General features: G+C 67.2%; 15 protein-coding genes. 9 read left to right on the top strand and 6 right to left on the bottom strand.

Going from position 1 to position 17,862, the window contains the following annotated elements; translation table 11 throughout:
• Positions 1-84: 84 nt before the first annotated feature.
• The gene (locus tag MHEC_RS14370) at positions 85-1,587 is read left to right on the top strand and encodes a PPE family protein (protein WP_048891790.1); all 1,503 of its coding nucleotides are present in this window, start codon (positions 85-87) and stop codon (positions 1,585-1,587) included.
• A gap of 248 nt (positions 1,588-1,835) precedes the next feature.
• Positions 1,836-3,425, top strand: coding sequence for a PPE family protein (locus tag MHEC_RS14365; RefSeq protein ID WP_048891791.1), 1,590 nt, complete (start codon positions 1,836-1,838; stop codon positions 3,423-3,425).
• Between the two features lie 57 nt (positions 3,426-3,482).
• Here the strand turns inward: MHEC_RS14365 and MHEC_RS14360 are convergent, their stop codons facing one another.
• On the bottom strand, positions 3,483-4,091 hold the full coding sequence (locus tag MHEC_RS14360; RefSeq protein ID WP_048891792.1) for a TetR/AcrR family transcriptional regulator: 609 nt from the start codon (positions 4,089-4,091) through the stop codon (positions 3,483-3,485).
• 195 nt (positions 4,092-4,286) lie between these two features.
• Here MHEC_RS14360 and MHEC_RS14355 point away from each other — a divergent pair, with 195 nt between their 5' ends.
• Entirely contained in the window at positions 4,287-5,501 is a 1,215-nt protein-coding gene (locus MHEC_RS14355; protein ID WP_048891793.1) for a cytochrome P450, read from the top strand.
• A 99-nt stretch (positions 5,502-5,600) separates the two neighbouring features.
• Here MHEC_RS14355 and MHEC_RS14350 read toward each other — a convergent pair whose 3' ends face one another.
• Positions 5,601-6,575 carry a quinone oxidoreductase family protein gene (locus MHEC_RS14350; RefSeq protein WP_048891813.1) on the bottom strand — a complete coding sequence of 325 codons (975 nt, stop codon included), beginning with the start codon at positions 6,573-6,575 and terminating at the stop codon, positions 5,601-5,603.
• Positions 6,576-6,852: 277 nt separating this feature from the next.
• Here MHEC_RS14350 and MHEC_RS14345 point away from each other — a divergent pair, with 277 nt between their 5' ends.
• The gene (locus MHEC_RS14345; protein ID WP_048891794.1) at positions 6,853-8,427 is read left to right on the top strand and encodes a PPE family protein; all 1,575 of its coding nucleotides are present in this window, start codon (positions 6,853-6,855) and stop codon (positions 8,425-8,427) included.
• Between the two features lie 62 nt (positions 8,428-8,489).
• A complete protein-coding gene (locus MHEC_RS14340) occupies positions 8,490-9,176 on the top strand; it encodes a hypothetical protein (RefSeq protein ID WP_048891795.1) in 687 nt (228 codons plus the stop codon).
• Here the strand turns inward: MHEC_RS14340 and MHEC_RS14335 are convergent.
• The 4 genes from MHEC_RS14335 to mptB form a co-directional block, all read right to left on the bottom strand.
• Positions 9,126-10,082 carry a COX15/CtaA family protein gene (locus MHEC_RS14335; RefSeq protein ID WP_048891796.1) on the bottom strand — a complete coding sequence of 319 codons (957 nt, stop codon included), beginning with the start codon at positions 10,080-10,082 and terminating at the stop codon, positions 9,126-9,128. The two genes, MHEC_RS14340 and MHEC_RS14335, sit on opposite strands and share 51 nt — an antisense overlap.
• 65 nt (positions 10,083-10,147) lie before the next feature.
• Positions 10,148-10,927, bottom strand: a complete 780-nt coding sequence (locus MHEC_RS14330) for an ABC transporter permease (RefSeq protein WP_048891797.1) — start codon at positions 10,925-10,927, stop codon at positions 10,148-10,150.
• Entirely contained in the window at positions 10,927-11,856 is a 930-nt protein-coding gene (locus MHEC_RS14325) for an ABC transporter ATP-binding protein (protein ID WP_099869363.1), read from the bottom strand. The genes MHEC_RS14330 and MHEC_RS14325 overlap by 1 nt, the downstream gene beginning before the upstream one ends.
• Positions 11,857-11,867: 11 nt before the next feature.
• Complete coding sequence (gene mptB, locus MHEC_RS14320; protein ID WP_048891814.1) at positions 11,868-13,571, bottom strand: polyprenol phosphomannose-dependent alpha 1,6 mannosyltransferase MptB; 1,704 nt, start codon at positions 13,569-13,571, stop codon at positions 11,868-11,870.
• Here mptB and MHEC_RS14315 point away from each other — a divergent pair.
• The 4 genes from MHEC_RS14315 to sufC are packed head-to-tail and all read left to right on the top strand — an operon-like array spanning position 13,557 to position 17,861.
• A complete protein-coding gene (locus tag MHEC_RS14315; protein WP_048891815.1) occupies positions 13,557-14,405 on the top strand; it encodes a helix-turn-helix transcriptional regulator in 849 nt (282 codons plus the stop codon). The genes mptB and MHEC_RS14315 overlap by 15 nt on opposite strands.
• On the top strand, positions 14,402-15,847 hold the full coding sequence (gene sufB / locus MHEC_RS14310; protein ID WP_048891799.1) for a Fe-S cluster assembly protein SufB: 1,446 nt from the start codon (positions 14,402-14,404) through the stop codon (positions 15,845-15,847). The genes MHEC_RS14315 and sufB overlap by 4 nt, the downstream gene beginning before the upstream one ends.
• Positions 15,844-17,055: a Fe-S cluster assembly protein SufD gene (sufD, locus tag MHEC_RS14305; RefSeq protein WP_048891800.1), complete on the top strand. Its 1,212-nt coding sequence runs from the start codon at positions 15,844-15,846 to the stop codon at positions 17,053-17,055. Before sufB ends, sufD begins: the two co-directional genes overlap by 4 nt.
• A complete protein-coding gene (gene sufC, locus MHEC_RS14300; protein WP_048891801.1) occupies positions 17,052-17,861 on the top strand; it encodes a Fe-S cluster assembly ATPase SufC in 810 nt (269 codons plus the stop codon). Before sufD ends, sufC begins: the two co-directional genes overlap by 4 nt.
• The last annotated feature ends 1 nt before the right edge of the window (position 17,862 follow it).

The raw sequence follows: 17,862 nt of genomic DNA, 5'->3' as shown, positions 1-17,862 counted from the left end.
TTGACCAGCTCAGCGGATTGCCCGGCTCGGCGTGCTGACCGGTGGGCTGATCGATGCCCGGCAAACCGACTGGCAGGAGTTCCTGTGAGTGCACCGATCTGGATGGCGTTTCCGCCGGAGGTGCATTCGGCATTGCTGAGCGCCGGTCCCGGTCCAGGGTCGTTGCTGGCAGCGGCAGCGGCATGGTCGTCGTTGAGCGCTGAATATGCTTCGGTGGCCGACGAACTGAGCGCGTTGCTGGCCGGTGTGCAGGCCGGTGCGTGGCAGGGGCCGAGCGCGCAGTCGTATGTGGCCGCGCATGCGCCTTATCTGGCGTGGTTGATGCAGGCCAGCGCTAACAGCGAGGCGGCGGCCGTTGCGCAGGAGACGGCGGCTGCCGCCTATACCGCCGCGTTGGCGGCGATGCCGACGTTGGGGGAGTTGGCGACCAATCATGCGGTGCACGCGGTGTTGGTGGCGACGAATTTCTTTGGCATCAATACGATTCCGATCGCGCTCAACGAGGCCGATTATGTGCGCATGTGGATCCAGGCGGCCACCACGATGAGCACTTACCAGGCGGTCGCCGATACGGCGGTGGCGTCGACGCCCAGCACCGCGCCCGCCCCGCAGATCCAGCATGCCGATCACGACGACGGCGGCGACAGCGGCGGCATCATCGACAACGACGGCGGGGACCCGACCCAGCTGAGCTGGTATGTCAACCGGCTCACTGAGATCACCGATACTCTGGGACGCGATTTCTCGGAATTCGGGACGAACCCGGCTGCGGCGCTGCAACAACTCCTGAGCGACATTCCGGCACTGATCGCCGACGAGATCGGCCACCTGGGCGAATTCATCAACACCTTCCAACCACAGCTGACCGCGGCCGCGCTCGCCCTGTCGGCGGCCAATGCCGGATTTGTGGGCGGATTTGCCGGGCTCGCAGGGCTGGCCGGTGCGCCTCACCCGGCCGCGGAACCCGCTCTGTCCGAGGCGGTGGACGCCCCGGCGCGGTTGGAGCCATTGCCGGCCACCGGGGTGGCCCCGGCTGTTGCCGCGCCCGCCGCGGCGCCTGCGCTGCCATCGCCACCCGCGCCCACGGCGACAGCCAACGCCGTCGCAAGTTCTGCGCCGACGGCGCCGCCCGCTGCGGCACAGGCTGCGATCGGCTACCCCTACATCGTGGGCCCACCCGGCATCGGGTTCGGCTCACAGATGGGCAGCAGCGCCAGCTCGAGCGCGAAACGGAAGGCCCCGGAAGCCGCAATGGCCGCTGCCGCGGCAGCGGCGCGGGACCGGGCCCGGGCAGGGCGGCGCCGACGGGCGCGGGTGCGGGCGCATGGGGATGAGTTCATGGCGATGAACGTCGAGGTTCAGCCCGACTGGGGCGAGCCGACGAGCGAAGAGCCTGCCGCGGCGACCGTGCCGTCCGGCCAGGGCGCGGGGCCGATGGGATTTTCCGGGACGGTCACCAGCGACGCGGTGACCCGAGCGGCGGGATTGACCAGGCTGGCCGGTGACGACGTCGGCGGAAGCCCGGGGGTGCCGATGGTGCCCGCCACATGGCGCAACGAGCCCGAGTCGACCGACGCCGCCCACTGATCACCGCTTGACGTTCCGTACAGCCGGGGGCGTTCCGCGTTGTCACACCACCCCCACCGCAGCGGCTGCCGTTGAAAATGAAAACGATATTCATTATGGTGGGCGGCGCGGAGAGGAGTATCTGTCATGCCGTCCCACGGCGTTCCCGAAGAACGCGCCGCCCGCGCTGCCGACGACACACCGGCCGCGCGGATCGGGGCCGCGAATGCTGCTGCCGGATCGTCGTCTGCGATCAGGGGCGGTTGACGATGTCCGCGCCGGTGTGGATGGCGTTGCCACCGGAGGTGCATTCGGCGTTGTTGAGCGCCGGACCGGGACCGGGGCCGTTGTTGGCGGCGGCAGGGGCGTGGAACTCCTTGAGCACCGAATACGCTTCGGTCGCAGAAGAACTCAGCGCGATTGTGGCGGGCGTGCAGGCCGGGGCGTGGCAGGGACCAAGTGCAGAGTCGTATGTCGGTGCCCACATGCCCTATCTGGCATGGCTGGCGCAGGCCAGCGCCACCAGCGCCGCGGCGGCCACCGGGCTCGAGACCGCGGCCGCCGCGTATACCTCGGCGTTGGCGGCGATGCCGACGCTGGCCGAGCTGGCTGCCAACCATGCTGTTCACGCGGTGTTGGTGGCGACGAATTTCTTTGGCATCAATACGATTCCGATCGCGCTGAACGAAGCCGACTATGTGCGGATGTGGATCCAGGCCGCCACGACAATGGCGACCTATCAAGCGGTGTCCAGCGCCGCGGTGGCGTCGACGCCGCAAACTGCCCCGGCGCCGCAAATCCAGAAATCCCAGTCCACCGCCAACGATTCCGGCGGCGCACCTGATCCGACGGTCGACAACCCGATCGATGACCTGATCGCAAACTTCCTGAAAAACTTTGGGATCAATTGGGATCCCGCCAACGGCACCGTCAACGGGCTTCCGTACGACTCCTATACCAACCCCGCCGATCCCATGTGGTGGGTTGTTCGGGCACTCGAACTGTTCGAGGATTTCCAGCAGTTCGGCGTCGATCTGGTGCAAAATCCCGCGGCCGCCTTCCAATACCTCGTCGAACTCGCGCTGTTCGACTGGCCGACCCACATTGCCCAGCTCACCGGGCTGAACCCCACACAGCAGTTGCTGGCAGTCGTGATCGGGGCAGCGCTGACCCCGGCCGGGGCCGTGGGTGGCTTCGCGGGGCTGACCGGCCTGGCCGCCATGCCTCCGGCCGTGCCCGTCGTTGCGCCCGCGGCTGAACCCGCGTCCGCGCCGACAGCACTGCCGGCCGTCGCAATGGCTCCGACCCTGCCCGCGCCAGCGGGGGCCCCTGCTCCGGCCCCGACACCCACGACCGCGTCGGCGGCGAGCTCTGTCGGCGGTTCTGCTCCGCCGACATTCCCGTCGGCGACAGCGAGTGCGGCGGGCTTTGTCCCTCCCTACGCGGTGGGCCCGCCCGGAATTGGCGTTGGCACCGGGATGAGTGCTAGCGCCAGCTCCAGCGCGAAAAGAAAGGCGCCAGAACCTGACTCGGCCGCAGCTGCGGCAGCAGCCGCCGCGCGCCAGCAGGCCCGGGCGCGGCGGCGTCGGCGCGCGAGGGAGCGCGGGGTTAGCGACGAGTTCATGGCCATGGACGTCGACGTCGACCCTGACTGGGGGCCGCCGAAGGAGGAGGAGCCCGCAGCCGCGACGGCGGCCTCCGATACCGGTGCCGGGGCCCTGGGCTTGACCCGGAGGGCACGTGAACGCAGCCGCACAGCGGCGGCCGGACTGACCACGTTGCCCGGCGACGAGTTCGGTGAGGGTCCGCGGATGCCCATGCTGCCGGGCACCTGGGACCAAGAGGCCGACGACGGCTGACGAAAAGCTATGCCTTGCACATGGATTGGAAGGCACCGCGAGGAGTCAAACCGTAAGCTAACTGGTTTGCTTTGATGTGGAGGATCGCGAGCGCAGCGCCGAGTCGGCAGTGCAATCGCCGGTGCCGAACGGCGGTCCCAGGAAGCGTTGCAGCATGCTGCGCAGGGTCGTGGGGTCATCGAGGGGCCAGTACCACAGCGCCAGGAAGACGCGGATAAGCCACTGCACGGCCAGTGGGTCATTGTTTTCCGGGCCCAGCATTTCGGCGGCGAAGCCGGTGACGGCGGGCGAGTTGGTGATCCATGTGCTGACCGGGGTCGGGTGCATCGACCGCCAAAGGTGGGCCAGCGGATCTGAATTCAGGCCTTGCAGGGCAACGATGGTCGCGGTAACCACCCGATCCGGGCCGCTAAGGTCCTTGATGGCTTCGCGTGCCGTATCCACGATGCGCGCCGCCTGCAGGGCGACGACGGCGTCGCGGATGGCCGCCTTGCCGCCGGCATGCCGATAGATTGTTGCCGGCGAGCAGTGCACCTCGGCGGCCAGGGCCTCGATGGTGAACGCCTCGTAGCCGTGGCGGGAAATCAGGTCGGCAGCCGCGGCGTAGATCCGCTCCGCAGCTGCGCTGCGGCGATCCCGTCCCACCAGCCAGTCTTTGCGCGGCACCCAGTCAACTTCCTTCTCGTGCGGGTCGTTGAAATTCTTTTCGCGATGTGAGAATTTTTGTCAATGTTTTCTCACATGATTGCGCTGGTGATGCCGCATAGGTGGGTGCGGCAACGATCGTGACCAGCCGGCGGCGGTTGTCGACTTGGCGGCTACTCGTTGACCTTTGCGCCGGGGCGTATTCAGTCTGAACTCATGTCGGCCATTGTCGATGCGCCCCTGTTCTTCAGCACTGAGGTGATCGGGGATCCGTATCCGATGTATGACCGGATGCGTGCGGAGGCGCCGGTCCATCAGATCGGTGATTCAGAGTTCTACGCCGTGCTCGGCTGGGGCGCGGTGCTCGAGGCCGTCGAACGGGTCGACGATTTTTCGTCGAACCTGACGGCGACCATGGTCTACCGCGATGATGGCACGGTCCACGCTTTCCCCATGGGTGAGCCGGGGGCTGACATGCATGTACTGGCCACCGCTGACGACCCCGTGCACGCGGTGCACCGCAAAATCCTTGTGCCGCATTTGTCGGCCAAACGCGTGCGCATCATCGAAGAATTCGCCAACCACATCGCGGACCGGCTCTGGGATGACCATCTGCGCGACGGACAGATCGAATGGATGAGCGCCATGGCCAACCGGCTGCCGATGATGGTGGTGGCCCAGCTGCTGGGCCTGCCGGCGGGCGACGTGGACAAACTCATTCGGCTCGGCTACGCCACCACCACGGTGCTCGACGGCATTGTCACGCAGGCGCAACTGGACGCGGCCTGGATCGCCGCCATGGAGCTTTCCGGCTACGTGTTGGAGCACTTCGAAAAGGCAACCAAAAACCCACAACCGGGACTGATCAGCGATCTGGCCGCACGCTGCCACTCCGGCGAATTAGGGCAAACCGCGGCACTTGGCATGATGCTTACGCTGTTCAGCGCGGCGGGCGAGTCCACCGCTTCCCTGTTGGGTAGTGCCGCATGGATCCTCACCGATCGCCCCGCAATCCAGAAGCGGGTCCGTGATCATCCCGAGTTGTTGGGCCCCTTCATCGAAGAGACGCTGCGGTTCGAGTCGCCGTTCCGTGGCCATTATCGGCACGTCTGGCGCGACACCACGCTCGGGGGCGTGCAAGTGCCGGCCAATTCTCATCTGCTGCTGATGTGGGGCGCAGCCAACCGTGATCCGGCGCACTTCGAGGCGCCCAACGAATTCCGCCTGGACCGCAGTGGCGCCAAAGGCCACCTCACATTCGGCAAGGGCGTGCACTTCTGTGTGGGAGCCGCGCTGGCCCGCCTGGAGGCCCAAATCGTGTTACGCAAGCTCCTGGAACGCACCACCTGGGTCGAGGCCGCCGACGTCGGCCCATGGTTACCCAGCATCCTGGTCAGGCGGCTCCAGCATCTGCGGCTCGCCGTCCGGTAAGCAGTTTTCGCGCCGCCGCAGCGCTTACCGGCTCGTGAGACAACTGCGCCTCGATGGCCGGCCCGCGACCACACCGAAGCCGCCAAATCGGGCAAGGCGTTAGGGCACCAGCACGATCGAGCCGACCGTCTTGCGCCCTTGGAGATCCCGATGCGCTTGAGCGGCATCGGCCAGCGGGTAGCGGCGACTCACCGTGATCTTGACCGACCCGTCGGCGATTGCATCGAATAATTCCTCTGCACGCCAGGAGAATTCCTGCTCGGTGCGGGTAAAGTCGGCGAGTTTCGGGCGGGTTAGGTACACCGAGCCGGCGGCGTTGAGCCGCTGCGGGTCCACGGGCGGCACCGGTCCACTGGCAGCGCCGAACAACGCCAGTGTGCCCCGCACCGCCAAACTGGCCAGGCTGGCGTCGAAAGTGCTGGCGCCCACCCCGTCGTAGACCGCGGCGACGCCGACACCGTCGGTGAGCCCGCGGACCCGGTTGCCGAATTCGTCGGCGTCATCCGGGTAGTCGAGGACGTCGGTGGCGCCGGCTTGGCGGGACAGTTCAGCCTTGTGCGGTGTCGACGCCGTGGTGATCACCCGGATACCGAGGTTGGACGCCCACTGAGTCAAGATCAGGCCCACCCCGCCGGCGCCGGCGTGCACCAACACCGTGTCGCCGGGCTGCGCCGGATATACCGACTTGATCAGATACTGCGCGGTCAGGCCCTTCAACAGCGCCGCGGCCGCCACATCGCAGTCGACGCCGGGTGGTAGCTGAGCAACGAATTTTGTTGGCGCCGTGCAGTATTCGGCGTATGCTCCCGACGCCGCAGCGGTCACCACCCGATCCCCCACGCGCAGCTTCGTCGCACCCTCACCGACGGCGGCGACCGTGCCCGACACTTCGGTGCCGAGCACGAACGGCAACTGCCGCGGGTATAGACCGGACCGGAAGTAGGTATCGATGAAATTGACCCCGATCGCCTCGGCCTCGATCAACACCTCGCCGGACGCCGGAGACGGCTGTGGCTTGTCGACGTAACGCAGGACGTCCGGCCCGCCGAGTTCGGCGACTTCGATGGCACGCATGCTGACAATCATCCGCAGGTGCGGAGACCCGATGGAATTGGCCCGCCCGGATGGTGTAATCCCCGCATCGTGCTGGCCGCTCGGCGGGGCGGACAAACGGGGCCGCGCCACCGCGAAGCTCGACAGGTTAGCTTAGGCAATGCTAAGATGCGCCGATCGACATAGCGTCGGGGCGAGCGCGCAAAGGCGGGGAAGACCGCGGCGGCGGGTGCGCGGCCTGGGTCGATGTGGCCCGGCCCCGCATTGGTGATGCGGCCAGCTATTCGGGTGGTTGACCATGACGACGCCGGTGTGGATGGCGCTGCCGCCGGAGGTGCATTCGGCGTTGATTTCCAGCGGCCCGGGGCCCGGGTCGATGTTGGCGGCGGCCAGCGCATGGAACACGTTGAGCGTCGAATACGCCTCAGCGGCCGAGGAGCTCAGCGCCCTGCTGGCCGGGGTGCAGGCCGACGCGTGGGAGGGGCCCACTGCGGAGTCCTATGCGGCCGCGCACATGCCGTTTCTGGCGTGGCTGATGCAGGCGAGCGCCGACAGCGTCGCCGCGGCCGCCCAGCTGGAGACGGTGGCCGCGGCTTACGCGGCGGCATTGGCGGCGATGCCGACCTTGGCCGAGTTGGCGGCTAACCACGCTATTCACGCGGTGCTGGTGGCGACGAATTTCTTTGGGATCAACACGATTCCGATCGCACTCAACGAGGCTGACTATGTGCGCATGTGGGTCCAGGCCGCTATGACAATGGCCACTTATCAAGCGGTTGCGGCCATCGCGCTGGCGTCGACTCCGCAAACCAGCCCGGCGCCGCAAATCCAGAAATCTGCGGGCTCTACGTGGGCGCCAACCGGTCCACAGCCTGCCGAATCTGGGTTTTCAACGGGCCTGGGCGACCTGCTGGATTCTCTGGCGGACAGGTTGGGGCTAGGACCGCTAGTCGATGAGTTCGGAATCGACCATATATTTCAATTCCTGAACAATCCGGTGCAGTTCACCGAGCAGCTAATTACCAAATTCTTGGCGAATCCAGTTGCGGCGCTGGCTAACCCGGCTTCTCTGATCTTCGACGGAGACGAGGTAATCGCCCCGTTCTTCCTGAATTTGCCGCCGTTCTATTACCTCTACCCGCTGGCGATCGCACCCGCCGGGGCGGTGGGCGGCGTGGTGGGTCTGGCCGAGCCGGCTAGCCTGACTCAACCCGTCGCAGAGCCTTCCCTGACGGCGCCGGCATCCGAGGCGGCCGCACCTGAGACGTTGCCGGTCGTTGCGTCGGTCCCGGCTTCCACCGCGCTTGTGGCGGGATCTGCGACGGCCCCGGCTCCAACGACTGCACCCCCGACGAGCGTCGTCGCCTACTCCGCGCCGCCGTCGGCACTATCCACCAGCGGGGTCGCGAGTTTCACCCCTCCCTACGCGGTGGGTCCGCCCGGCATCGGGTCTGACTCGGGTATGGGCGGCAGCGCCAGCGCGAGCGCCAAAAGAAAAGCGGCGCAACCCGATACCACCGCGGCGGTGAGTGTGGCGGCCGCGCGGGAGCGGGCGCGGGTGCGACGGCGGCGGCGCGCGAAGCTGCGCGGCTACGGCGATGAGTTCATGGAGATGAATGTCGAGGTCGACCCGGACTGGGATGCGCCGCCGGGTGAAACGCCAGTCGCGTCGACCGTGGCCTCCGATCAACGCGCCGGGCCGCTCGGGTTCGCCGGGGCCGTGCGCAAGGGCGCCGTCAGTGAGACCGCCGGTTTGACGACACTGGCCGGCGGCGAGTTCGGCGGCGGGCCAAGCGTGCCTCTGGTGCCGGGCACCTGGGCCGGTGAACACGACCGGCCCAACAAGGCAGGCGCGGCAGACGATGACCTCTGACGACAAACCCGTTCGGCAACGTCGCTCGTGTGCTAACTATCATCCGCAGGTGTGGAGAGCCCATGAAGCTGGCCCGCCCGGATGTTCGTCATCCGCGCGTTGTCCTGGCCGGCTCGGCGCGAGCCGCCGAAGGGCACTGCGACGACGCGGGCCTGGTCGGCGCCCTGCGTAAGCGTGGGCTGCACGCGCAGTGGATGTCCTGGGATGACCCGGCAACGCTGACCGCCGATCTGGTCGTTCTGCGGGCCGCACGGGACTACCCGGACCGGCTGGACGAGTTTTTGGCGTGGACGAAACATGTACCGAACCTGCTGAACGCGCCGGACGTCATTGCCTGGAACGTCAACAACCGATATCTGGCTGCGCTAAAGCGTGCCGGCGTGCCAACCTCGGCGCCGGGCGCCGCCACCACCGCGCTGGTTTTTTTCGGCGGTCTGCAGTCGCATGCGTTTACCGAAAAGCGCGCTGTCGAACCAGATTTCGAGCTGTGGGAGGTGGGGCATGCCGCGCTGCGGACCGTGGCCGACCAGGTCGGCATCGAGACGAAAGAGTTGCTCTATGCCCGCGCCGACGTGAGCGGTGGCCCTGGCGGCGCGCGGCTGGTGCGGCTCGACCTTGTCGCGCCACCGCTGGGCTGGGCGCTGTTGGATGACACCGCCCGCAGCGAGCATGAGCGGCAGTTCGCGTTGTGCGTCGTGTCAGCCCTGGAGCGGCTCGGACTGGGCCCGCTCTCGCATCGACGCCCATAGTGCGGCGGTGGCCGCGGTGCACACCGCGGCGCCCGCGACGTGCACGGTGACCAGCGCTGCGGGCACGCCGGTGAAGAACTGCACGGCACCGATCAGGGCTTGCCCGCACACCAGCAGCACCAGCACACCCAGCCGCAGCAGCACCGGGCGCGGCGCGCGCACTGCCAGCAATCCGAACCCGAGCCCTACCAGCAGCGTCAGGTAGGCGATCAGCAGCGAGGAGTGGACGTGGACCAGCGTGGTGATCTCGATCTTCAACCGGGGCACGGTGCGGATGGTGCTGCGGTCGCCGGCGTGCGGGCCGGCGCCGGTCACCAAAGTGCCGGCCACCAGCACCGCCGCCAGTGTCGCCGCGCTCAGCGCGGTGAGCCCGCGCAGCGGTGCGACCACCCGGTAGCGCACCGCGCCGTCGTCGGGTTGGCCGATCTTGACGTACAGCAGCACGGCCAGCCACACCATCGTCATCGACGCCAGCAGGTGGATGGCCACCGTCCACCACAGCAAGCCGGTGAGCACGGTGATACCGCCGATGACCGCCTGCACGATCGTCGAGGCGGGCATCAGCCAGGCGTAGACCAACACCTCGCGACGCCGCCGGGCCCGGATGACGGCCAGGACGGCCAGTGCCGCGGCGACGACCACGGCGACGCTGATCATCCGGTTGCCGAACTCCACGGCCTGGTGGACCCGCGGCACCTCGGCGACCGCCATCGGGGTGAAGCTGCCGGGAAAACACTGCGGCCAGGTCGGACAACCCAACCCCGACGCGGTAACCCGCACGACAGCCCCCGTGACGGTGATGCCGGCCTGGGTCGCGACGACGGCACCGGCGATGATGCGCTGCGCGCGCAGGCTGGGGCTGGGCAGCAAATCCACCAGCCGCAGCAGCCACCGGCTGACGGGCATTGCCGTGGTCGTCACGGCCTCGATGCTAGGCGACTGGGAACTACGTGGCGTAGTAGCGGTCGCAATCAAGTGAAGCGAAACCAGCGCAGCGCGGCCAGTGCGGCGAGCACACCCCATACCGCCAGCACGACGACGCCGAACCAGTCGACCGACAGCGTGAGCGCGTCCGAGAGCGCGTTGGTGAATGCCCCCGATGGGGTCAGCCGGGCGCCCCATTGCAGCGCCGTCGGCACGATGCTGGTCTCGACGGTCAGCGCGCAGGACCCGGCGAAGACGAACCACAGCAGATTGCCGACCGCCAGGACCGCATCGGATCGCAGGGTGCCGCCCAGCAGCAACCCGAGCGCGGAGAACGCCGCGGTGCCCAGCGCGATGATCAGTGCGCCCAGCGCCAGGCCCGCGGCGTGAGGCCGCCAACCCAGCGCAAACCCGATGGCGCCAAGGATGATTGACTGCAACAACACCACCCCGACCACCGCGAGCGACTTGCCGGCGATGATTGCCCAGATCGGTAGCGCGGTCGCTGCCAGCCGTTTGAGCGCGCCGTAACGGCGGTCGAAGGCCACCGCGATGGCCTGCGCGGTGAAAGCGGTCGAGATGACCGCCAGCGCCGTGATCACCGGGACGAAGGTGGCCGCGCGGTTCGGGCCGAACGAGCCGAGCGGCAGCAGGGTGAGCCCGACAAGCAGCGCGACCGGGATAAACAGGGTCAGCAGCAAGTACTCGCCGTTGCGCAGCCACAGCTTCAACTCCAGCGCGGATTGTGCGGCCAGCATCCGGGGCACCGTGTTGGGCCGCGGGTCCGGCGTAAAGGTGCCCGCCGGAAAAAGCGAATCACCGGTCATCAGCGCAACTCCCTGCCGGTGAGATCGAGGAACACGTCTTCGAGGCTGCGCTGCTCCACCCGCATGTCCGTGGGTAGCACGTCGATTTGCGCGCACCATGCGGTCACCGTCGCCAGCACCTGGGGGTTGATCGGTCCTTCGACGAGGTATTCGCCACGCGTTACCTCAGTCGTCTTGTAGTCCTCCGGCAGGGCGGCAACCAGCAGCGACAGATCCAGCCGCGGCGGCGCGCTGAACCGCAACTGGTCTTTGGCGCCGGTGCGCATCAGCTCTGCGGGCGTTCCCGCGGCCACCTCCACGCCATGGTCGATGATGACGATGCGGTCGGCGAGCTCTTCAGCTTCCTTGAGTTGGTGGGTGGTCAGCAGCACCGTCACACCGTCGCGGCGCAGCGCGTCGATCAGCTCCCATACCAGCAGCCGGGCATGCGCGTCCATGCCTTCGGTCGGTTCGTCAAGGAACACCAGTTCCGGACGGCCCACCAGCGCGCAGGCCAGTGCCAGCCGCTGCTGCTGCCCGCCGGAGAGCTGGCGATACGACGTGCGGGCAGCCTCGGTGAGACCGAGCGTGGACATCAGCCATTGTGGGTCCAGGGGATTGGCGGCATAGGCGGCCACCAAATTGAGCATCTCGCCGGCGCGCGCCAAGGGGTAGCCGCCGCCGCCTTGCAGCATCACCCCGATCCGCGCCCGGAGCCGGGCGTGATCGGCGATCGGATCTAAACCGAGCACCTCGATCGTGCCGGCGTCGGGGCGGATGAAGCCCTCGCACATTTCGACCGCCGTGGTTTTGCCCGCGCCGTTGGGGCCCAGCAGGGCCAGCACCTCGGCGGCGTGCACTTGCAGGTCGAGGTTCGCCACCGCGGTTGTCGACCCGTACTGCTTGCGCACTCCACGTAGCCGCACACGAACATCTGGCGCTGAGCTCACGGGAAGCCAGCCTAGGCGCCCGGCACCGCCTGGCGCTGCGCGGTATCGGTGGGGGAAACCACGTCAGCCGCCGGTTCAGTCACCGCCTCGTGCAGCAGAACCCGGGTCTCGGTGGGCAGCCGGCGCCACGGCAAGCGCGTGTAGGTCATGGCGATCAGCAGCAGCACGATCACGGTGCTGGCCAGCGTGGCGTCCACGATTTGGAACAACGCGAAACGGTCTCCGTTGGCCGTCGGGCCAAACACACCGACGACGATCGTGACGGCGATGGCCGCAACCCGGAAGCCCGGGCGGGTCGCCCACGCGGCCAGCGGGATGATCGCCCACAGCAGATACCAGGGCTGCACCACCGGAAACAGCAGGACCGTAACGCCCAAGGCCACGCCCAGCCCGCCCACGGGGTGCAGCCGGCCGCGCAACACCGCGACCAGCAGCCAGCCCACCATCACCGCGATGATCAGCACGCCGATGCCGCGGGTCAGCGACAACACCGCGGTGGTGTGATCTCCCAGCCGCAGCAGGATCCCGGCCTGGCCGGTGCCCAGGGCAAGCAGCGTCGGCGGTGACATCCAGCTACGCACCACGTTGGCGGTGCCCAACGTGAAGATCCACCCGAATCCCAGCCCGCTGGCCCAGCCGACGACGGCCATCACCGCCAGCGCCACCCCGGTCATCGCCCCACCGACCAGCAGCAAGGCCCGCAGGCTGCCACCCAGGCGGCGGGCCAGGGCCGTCGCGACGAATCCCAGGGCCAGCAGCGACGGCAGTTTCACCTGTGAGGACAGCGTGATCAGCACCGCACCGAAGAGCAGCATGCCGATCGGGCCCCAGCTTCCGCACCGGGTCGTTGACGTGGGCGTCGGCAGCTTCGAAGAGTCCCAGACATCGAGGCCCCGCAACGCGAATTCGGTGCCGGTCAGCATCAGACCCAACATGAGCGCCTCGTTGTGGATGCCCGCGACCAGATGCATGATCAGCAGCGGGTTGGCCGCACCCAGCCACAGCGCGCTGACCTCGGCGACGCCACAGCGGCGGGCCAGGCGCGGGGTGGCCCAGACGATCAGGCCGACGCCGATCAGCACCACCAGCCGGTGGCACAGCACGGCCGCGACGATGTTTTCACCGGTCAGCGCGGACACGCCGCGGCCGATCCATAAGAACAACGGACCATACGGCGCCGGGGTGTCGCGCCATAGGCTCGGCACCGACAGCGTGAACACGTGGTCGAGGCCCAGCGCTCGCGCCGGTCCCACCCGGTAGGGGTCGAGCCCGAGCCGGCAGATCTGGCTTTGCGCCAGATAGGAATAGACGTCCTTGCTGTACATGGGCGGCGCCACCAGCAGCGGCAGCGTCCACAACAGCAAGGTGCGATCCAAATCCCCGCGGGACATCCGTCGGGCACCCAGCGCGAAGCGGCCCAGCATCAGCCAGGCCAGCGCCATCATCACCGCGCCGGTGGTGGTCATCGTCAGCGACACGGTTTGAATCCGGGACGGCAGGTTGAGCAGCCTGACCCCGAACGTGGGGTCCTGGACTACCGGCCGCGCGCCGGCGCCGAGTGCGCCGATAGCCATCAGCACCGTGCCGGTGGCCCCGAATAGCCGGGTCCGGCGAAGGGCGACGACTTCGACATCGTTAAGCGGCGAACTTACGGCCAGTTCGTCGCCATGCCAGCGGGCAATCGCCGAACTCAGCGTGGAATGGCGGGCTGCCATCAGAGCAGCGTAACTGCCACGGCGGACCGACCCGCCGGCCGCCAGCTGGACCCGGTCCCGGAATTTTGTCACACTGGTGTTGTGAAATTCCGGTCGGAGGCCGACCAGTCAGCCGCGACGCATGACGGTCACACCCGTCGTGCGGTCGTGCAGTTGCTGCTGGAGTCAGGGCCGATCACCGCGGGGCGGATCGGTGAGCGGTTGGGCCTGTCAGCTGCCGGTGTACGCCGTCATCTCGACGCGCTGATCGACGCCGGCGAGGCCGAGTCGGTTCCGGCTGCGGCCTGGCAGCAGATGGGACGTGGCCGACCCGCGAAGCGCTACCGGCTGACCGCGGCGGGCCGCGAGAAGCTGGAACATGCCTACGACGACCTGGCGTCGGCGGCGATGCATCAACTGCGGGAACTCGGTGGCGACGACGCGGTACGGACCTTCGCCCGGCGGCGCATCGACGCGATCTTGTCCGGGGTTCAGCCGGCCGGCAGCCACACCGACACCGACATCGAGGCGGCCGCCGAACGGATCGCCACCGCGTTGACCAAAGCGGGTTACGTCGCCACGACCACGCGGGTAGGTGGGCCCATCCATGGCGTACAGATCTGCCAGCATCACTGCCCGGTTTCCCATGTGGCCGAGGAGTTTCCGGAATTTTGCGAAACAGAACAGCAGGCCATGGCCGAGGTGCTCGGCACCCACGTGCAACGGTTGGCGACCATCGTCAACGGGGATTGCGCGTGCACCACCCACGTGCCGTTGACCCCGATAAGCAGCACACTTCTTCGGCGCACAGCCCGCGCCGAAGCCACCCCAAGCAAGCAAGGAGCGTCGCAATGACGACCACCCCTGAGGTTCGCAAGCTCGACGAGCCGCTGACCCAGCAGGAGGCGATCGCCGCGCTGGGCCGGTACGGCTATGGCTGGGCGGATTCGGACGTCGCGGGCGCCAGCGCCCGGCGCGGGCTCTCCGAGGAAGTGGTCCGCGACATCTCGGCGAAGAAGAACGAGCCGCGGTGGATGCTGGAGAATCGGCTGAAGGCGTTGCGGATCTTCGAGCGCAAGCCGATTCCCACGTGGGGTTCGGATCTCAGCGGAATCGACTTCGACAACATCAAGTACTTCGTGCGCTCTACCGAAAAGCAGGCAGCCACCTGGGATGACTTGCCCGCAGACATCAAAAACACTTACGACAAATTGGGAATCCCGGAGGCTGAAAAGCAACGTCTGATTGCCGGCGTCGCGGCTCAGTACGAGTCCGAGGTTGTGTACCACCAGATCAGGGAGGATTTAGAGGCCCAGGGCGTCATATTCCTCGACACCGATACTGGGTTGCGAGAGCACGAGGATCTGTTCAAGAAATACTTTGGCACGGTAATTCCAGCTGGCGACAATAAGTTTGCTGCATTGAACACCGCGGTCTGGAGCGGTGGCAGCTTCATCTACGTGCCGCCGGGGGTGCACGTCGACATTCCGCTGCAGGCCTATTTCCGGATCAACACCGAGAACATGGGCCAGTTCGAGCGGACGTTGATCATCGTCGACGAAGGCGCGTACGTGCACTACGTCGAGGGCTGCACAGCGCCGATTTACAAGTCGGATTCGCTGCACTCCGCGGTGGTGGAGATCATCGTCAAGCCGCACGGGCGGTGCCGCTACACCACGATTCAGAACTGGTCGAACAACGTCTACAACCTGGTGACCAAGCGGGCCCGCGCCGAGGAAGGCGCCACCATGGAGTGGATCGACGGCAACATCGGCTCCAAGGTGACGATGAAATACCCGGCGGTGTGGATGACCGGCGAGCACGCCAAAGGCGAAGTGCTGTCGGTGGCGTTCGCCGGCGAGGGCCAGCACCAGGACGCCGGCGCCAAGATGTTGCACTTGGCACCGAACACGTCGAGCAACATCGTGTCCAAGTCGGTGGCCCGCGGTGGCGGGCGCACCTCCTACCGCGGCCTGGTCCAGGTGAACAAGGGCGCGCACGGCTCGCGTTCCAGCGTGAAATGCGATGCGCTGCTGGTCGATACGATCAGCCGCAGTGACACCTACCCGTACGTCGACATCCGTGAGGACGACGTCACGATGGGCCACGAGGCCACCGTGTCCAAGGTCAGCGAGAACCAGCTGTTCTACCTGATGAGCCGCGGGCTCACCGAGGACGAGGCGATGGCGATGATTGTGCGGGGCTTCGTCGAGCCGATCGCCAAAGAGCTGCCCATGGAATATGCGCTGGAGCTCAACCGGCTGATCGAGCTGCAGATGGAGGGTGCTGTCGGATGACGGCTTCCGACCTGACCAGTGAGGGAACGCCAGCGGGGTCGTCACTTGCCGCATTGAATAAGGGAGAGCTGTTCGCGTCGTTCGACGTGGACGCCTTCGAGGTTCCCGGCGGCCGCGACGAGATCTGGCGGTTCACCCCGCTGCGGCGGTTGCGCGGCCTGCACGACGGCTCCGCGCGCGCAACGGGCAGCGCCCAGATCACCGTGACTGAACAGCCGGGTGTCGACGTGGAGACGGTGCGCCGCGGCGACCGGCGGCTCGGCGAGGGCGGGGTGCCTGCTGATCGTGTTGCAGCGCAGGCGTTTTCGTCGTTCAACTCAGCCACGCTGGTCACAGTGCAGCGCGGTGTGGTGTTGCCGGCGCCGATCGACATCTCGATTACCGGCCCGGGCGAGGGCGCGACGGCCTACGGGCACCTGCAGATCCGCGTGGAAGAGCTGGCCGACGCGGTGGTGGTGATCGATCTGCGGGGCAGCGGGACCTACGCCGACAACGTCGAGTTCGTGGTCGGCGACGCCGCCCGGCTGACCGTAGTGTGGATCGCGGACTGGGCCGACGATGTCGTGCATGTCAGCATGCACCATGCCGCGCTGGGCAAGGACGCGCTGCTGCGCCACGTCGCGGTCACACTCGGCGGCGAGCTGGTGCGGCTGACGGGCCGGGTGCGCTTCGCTGCATCAGGCGGCGACGCCGAGTTGCTCGGCCTGTATTTCGCCGACGACGGCCAGCACCTGGAGTCGCGGCTGCTGGTCGACCACGCTTACCCGGACTGTAAATCCAACGTGTTGTACAAGGGTGCGCTGCAGGGGAATCCGGATTCCGGCAGGCCCGACGCGCACACGGTCTGGGTGGGCGACGTGCTGATCCGGGCCGCGGCCACCGGCACCGACACCTTCGAGGTGAACCGCAATCTGGTGCTTACCGACGGCGCGCGCGCGGACTCGGTGCCCAACCTGGAGATCGAGACCGGTGAGATCGCCGGCGCCGGACATGCCAGCGCCACCGGACGTTTCGACGACGAGCAATTGTTCTACCTGTGTTCCCGGGGCATCCCCGAAGAGCAGGCGCGGCGGCTGGTGGTGCGCGGCTTCTTCGGCGAAATCATCACCAAGATCGCCATCCCCGAGGTGCGGGAGCGCCTGACCACAGCCATCGAACACGAACTGGCCATCTCGGAAACCACGACAGCAAAGACCACAGTTTCATGACCACTTTAGAAATCAAAGACTTGCACGTCAGCGTCGCCGACCCGTCGGACGCCGAACGGGAGATTCGTATTCTCAACGGCGTCAACCTGACGGTGAGCTCGGGCGAGACACACGCGGTGATGGGCCCCAACGGCTCAGGCAAGTCCACGCTGTCCTACGCCATCGCCGGGCATCCGAAGTACAAGGTGACGTCCGGCTCGATCATGCTCGACGGTCAGAACGTGCTGGACATGAGCATCGACGAACGTGCGCGAGCGGGCCTCTTTCTGGCCATGCAGTACCCGGTCGAGGTCCCCGGGGTGTCGATGTCGAACTTCCTGCGCAGCGCTGCCACCGCGATCCGCGGCGAGGCGCCGAAGCTGCGGCACTGGGTCAAGGAAGTCAAATCGGCGATGGATGCCCTTGACATCGACCCGGCGTTCGCCGAACGCAGCGTCAACGAAGGCTTTTCCGGTGGCGAGAAGAAGCGTCACGAGATCTTGCAACTCGGCTTGCTGAAGCCCAAGATCGCGATCCTCGACGAGACCGACTCCGGTTTGGACGTCGACGCGCTGCGCGTGGTCAGCGACGGGGTGAACCGCTACGCCGAAGAGGTCCATGGCGGAATCCTGTTGATCACCCACTACACCCGGATCCTGCGCTACATCCGCCCGCAATTCGTGCACGTGTTCGTCGGCGGGCGGATTGTGGAATCCGGTGGGCCGGAGCTGGCCGACGAGCTGGATCAAAACGGTTACGTCCGATTCACCCATACCGATGGCGGCGACGCGCTGCGATCGCCACGGACGGCGGCCACGGGAGTGTAGC

Source organism: Mycobacterium heckeshornense, from assembly GCF_016592155.1.
In the GTDB taxonomy this organism is placed as follows: Bacteria; Actinomycetota; Actinomycetes; order Mycobacteriales; family Mycobacteriaceae; genus Mycobacterium; species Mycobacterium heckeshornense.
The sequence above is the reverse complement of the archived record's forward strand: the minus strand, read 5'-3'. Positions and strand labels throughout refer to the sequence as shown.

Excerpts from the sequence above, each read along its gene's own strand:
- MHEC_RS14330 (WP_048891797.1), bottom strand. The coding sequence starts at position 10,927 with ATGACCGGTGATTCGCTTTTTCCGGCGGGCACCTTTACGCCGGACCCG.
- MHEC_RS14340 (WP_048891795.1), top strand. The coding sequence starts at position 8,490 with ATGAAGCTGGCCCGCCCGGATGTTCGTCATCCGCGCGTTGTCCTGGCC.
- mptB (WP_048891814.1), bottom strand. The coding sequence starts at position 13,571 with ATGGCAGCCCGCCATTCCACGCTGAGTTCGGCGATTGCCCGCTGGCAT.
- sufC (WP_048891801.1), top strand. The coding sequence starts at position 17,052 with ATGACCACTTTAGAAATCAAAGACTTGCACGTCAGCGTCGCCGACCCG.
- MHEC_RS14315 (WP_048891815.1), top strand. The coding sequence starts at position 13,557 with ATGGCGGGCTGCCATCAGAGCAGCGTAACTGCCACGGCGGACCGACCC.
- MHEC_RS14335 (WP_048891796.1), bottom strand. The coding sequence starts at position 10,082 with ATGCCCGTCAGCCGGTGGCTGCTGCGGCTGGTGGATTTGCTGCCCAGC.
- MHEC_RS14355 (WP_048891793.1), top strand. The coding sequence starts at position 4,287 with ATGTCGGCCATTGTCGATGCGCCCCTGTTCTTCAGCACTGAGGTGATC.
- MHEC_RS14350 (WP_048891813.1), bottom strand. The coding sequence starts at position 6,575 with ATGCGTGCCATCGAAGTCGCCGAACTCGGCGGGCCGGACGTCCTGCGT.
- MHEC_RS14365 (WP_048891791.1), top strand. The coding sequence starts at position 1,836 with ATGTCCGCGCCGGTGTGGATGGCGTTGCCACCGGAGGTGCATTCGGCG.
- sufB (WP_048891799.1), top strand. The coding sequence starts at position 14,402 with ATGACGACCACCCCTGAGGTTCGCAAGCTCGACGAGCCGCTGACCCAG.
- MHEC_RS14345 (WP_048891794.1), top strand. The coding sequence starts at position 6,853 with ATGACGACGCCGGTGTGGATGGCGCTGCCGCCGGAGGTGCATTCGGCG.
- sufD (WP_048891800.1), top strand. The coding sequence starts at position 15,844 with ATGACGGCTTCCGACCTGACCAGTGAGGGAACGCCAGCGGGGTCGTCA.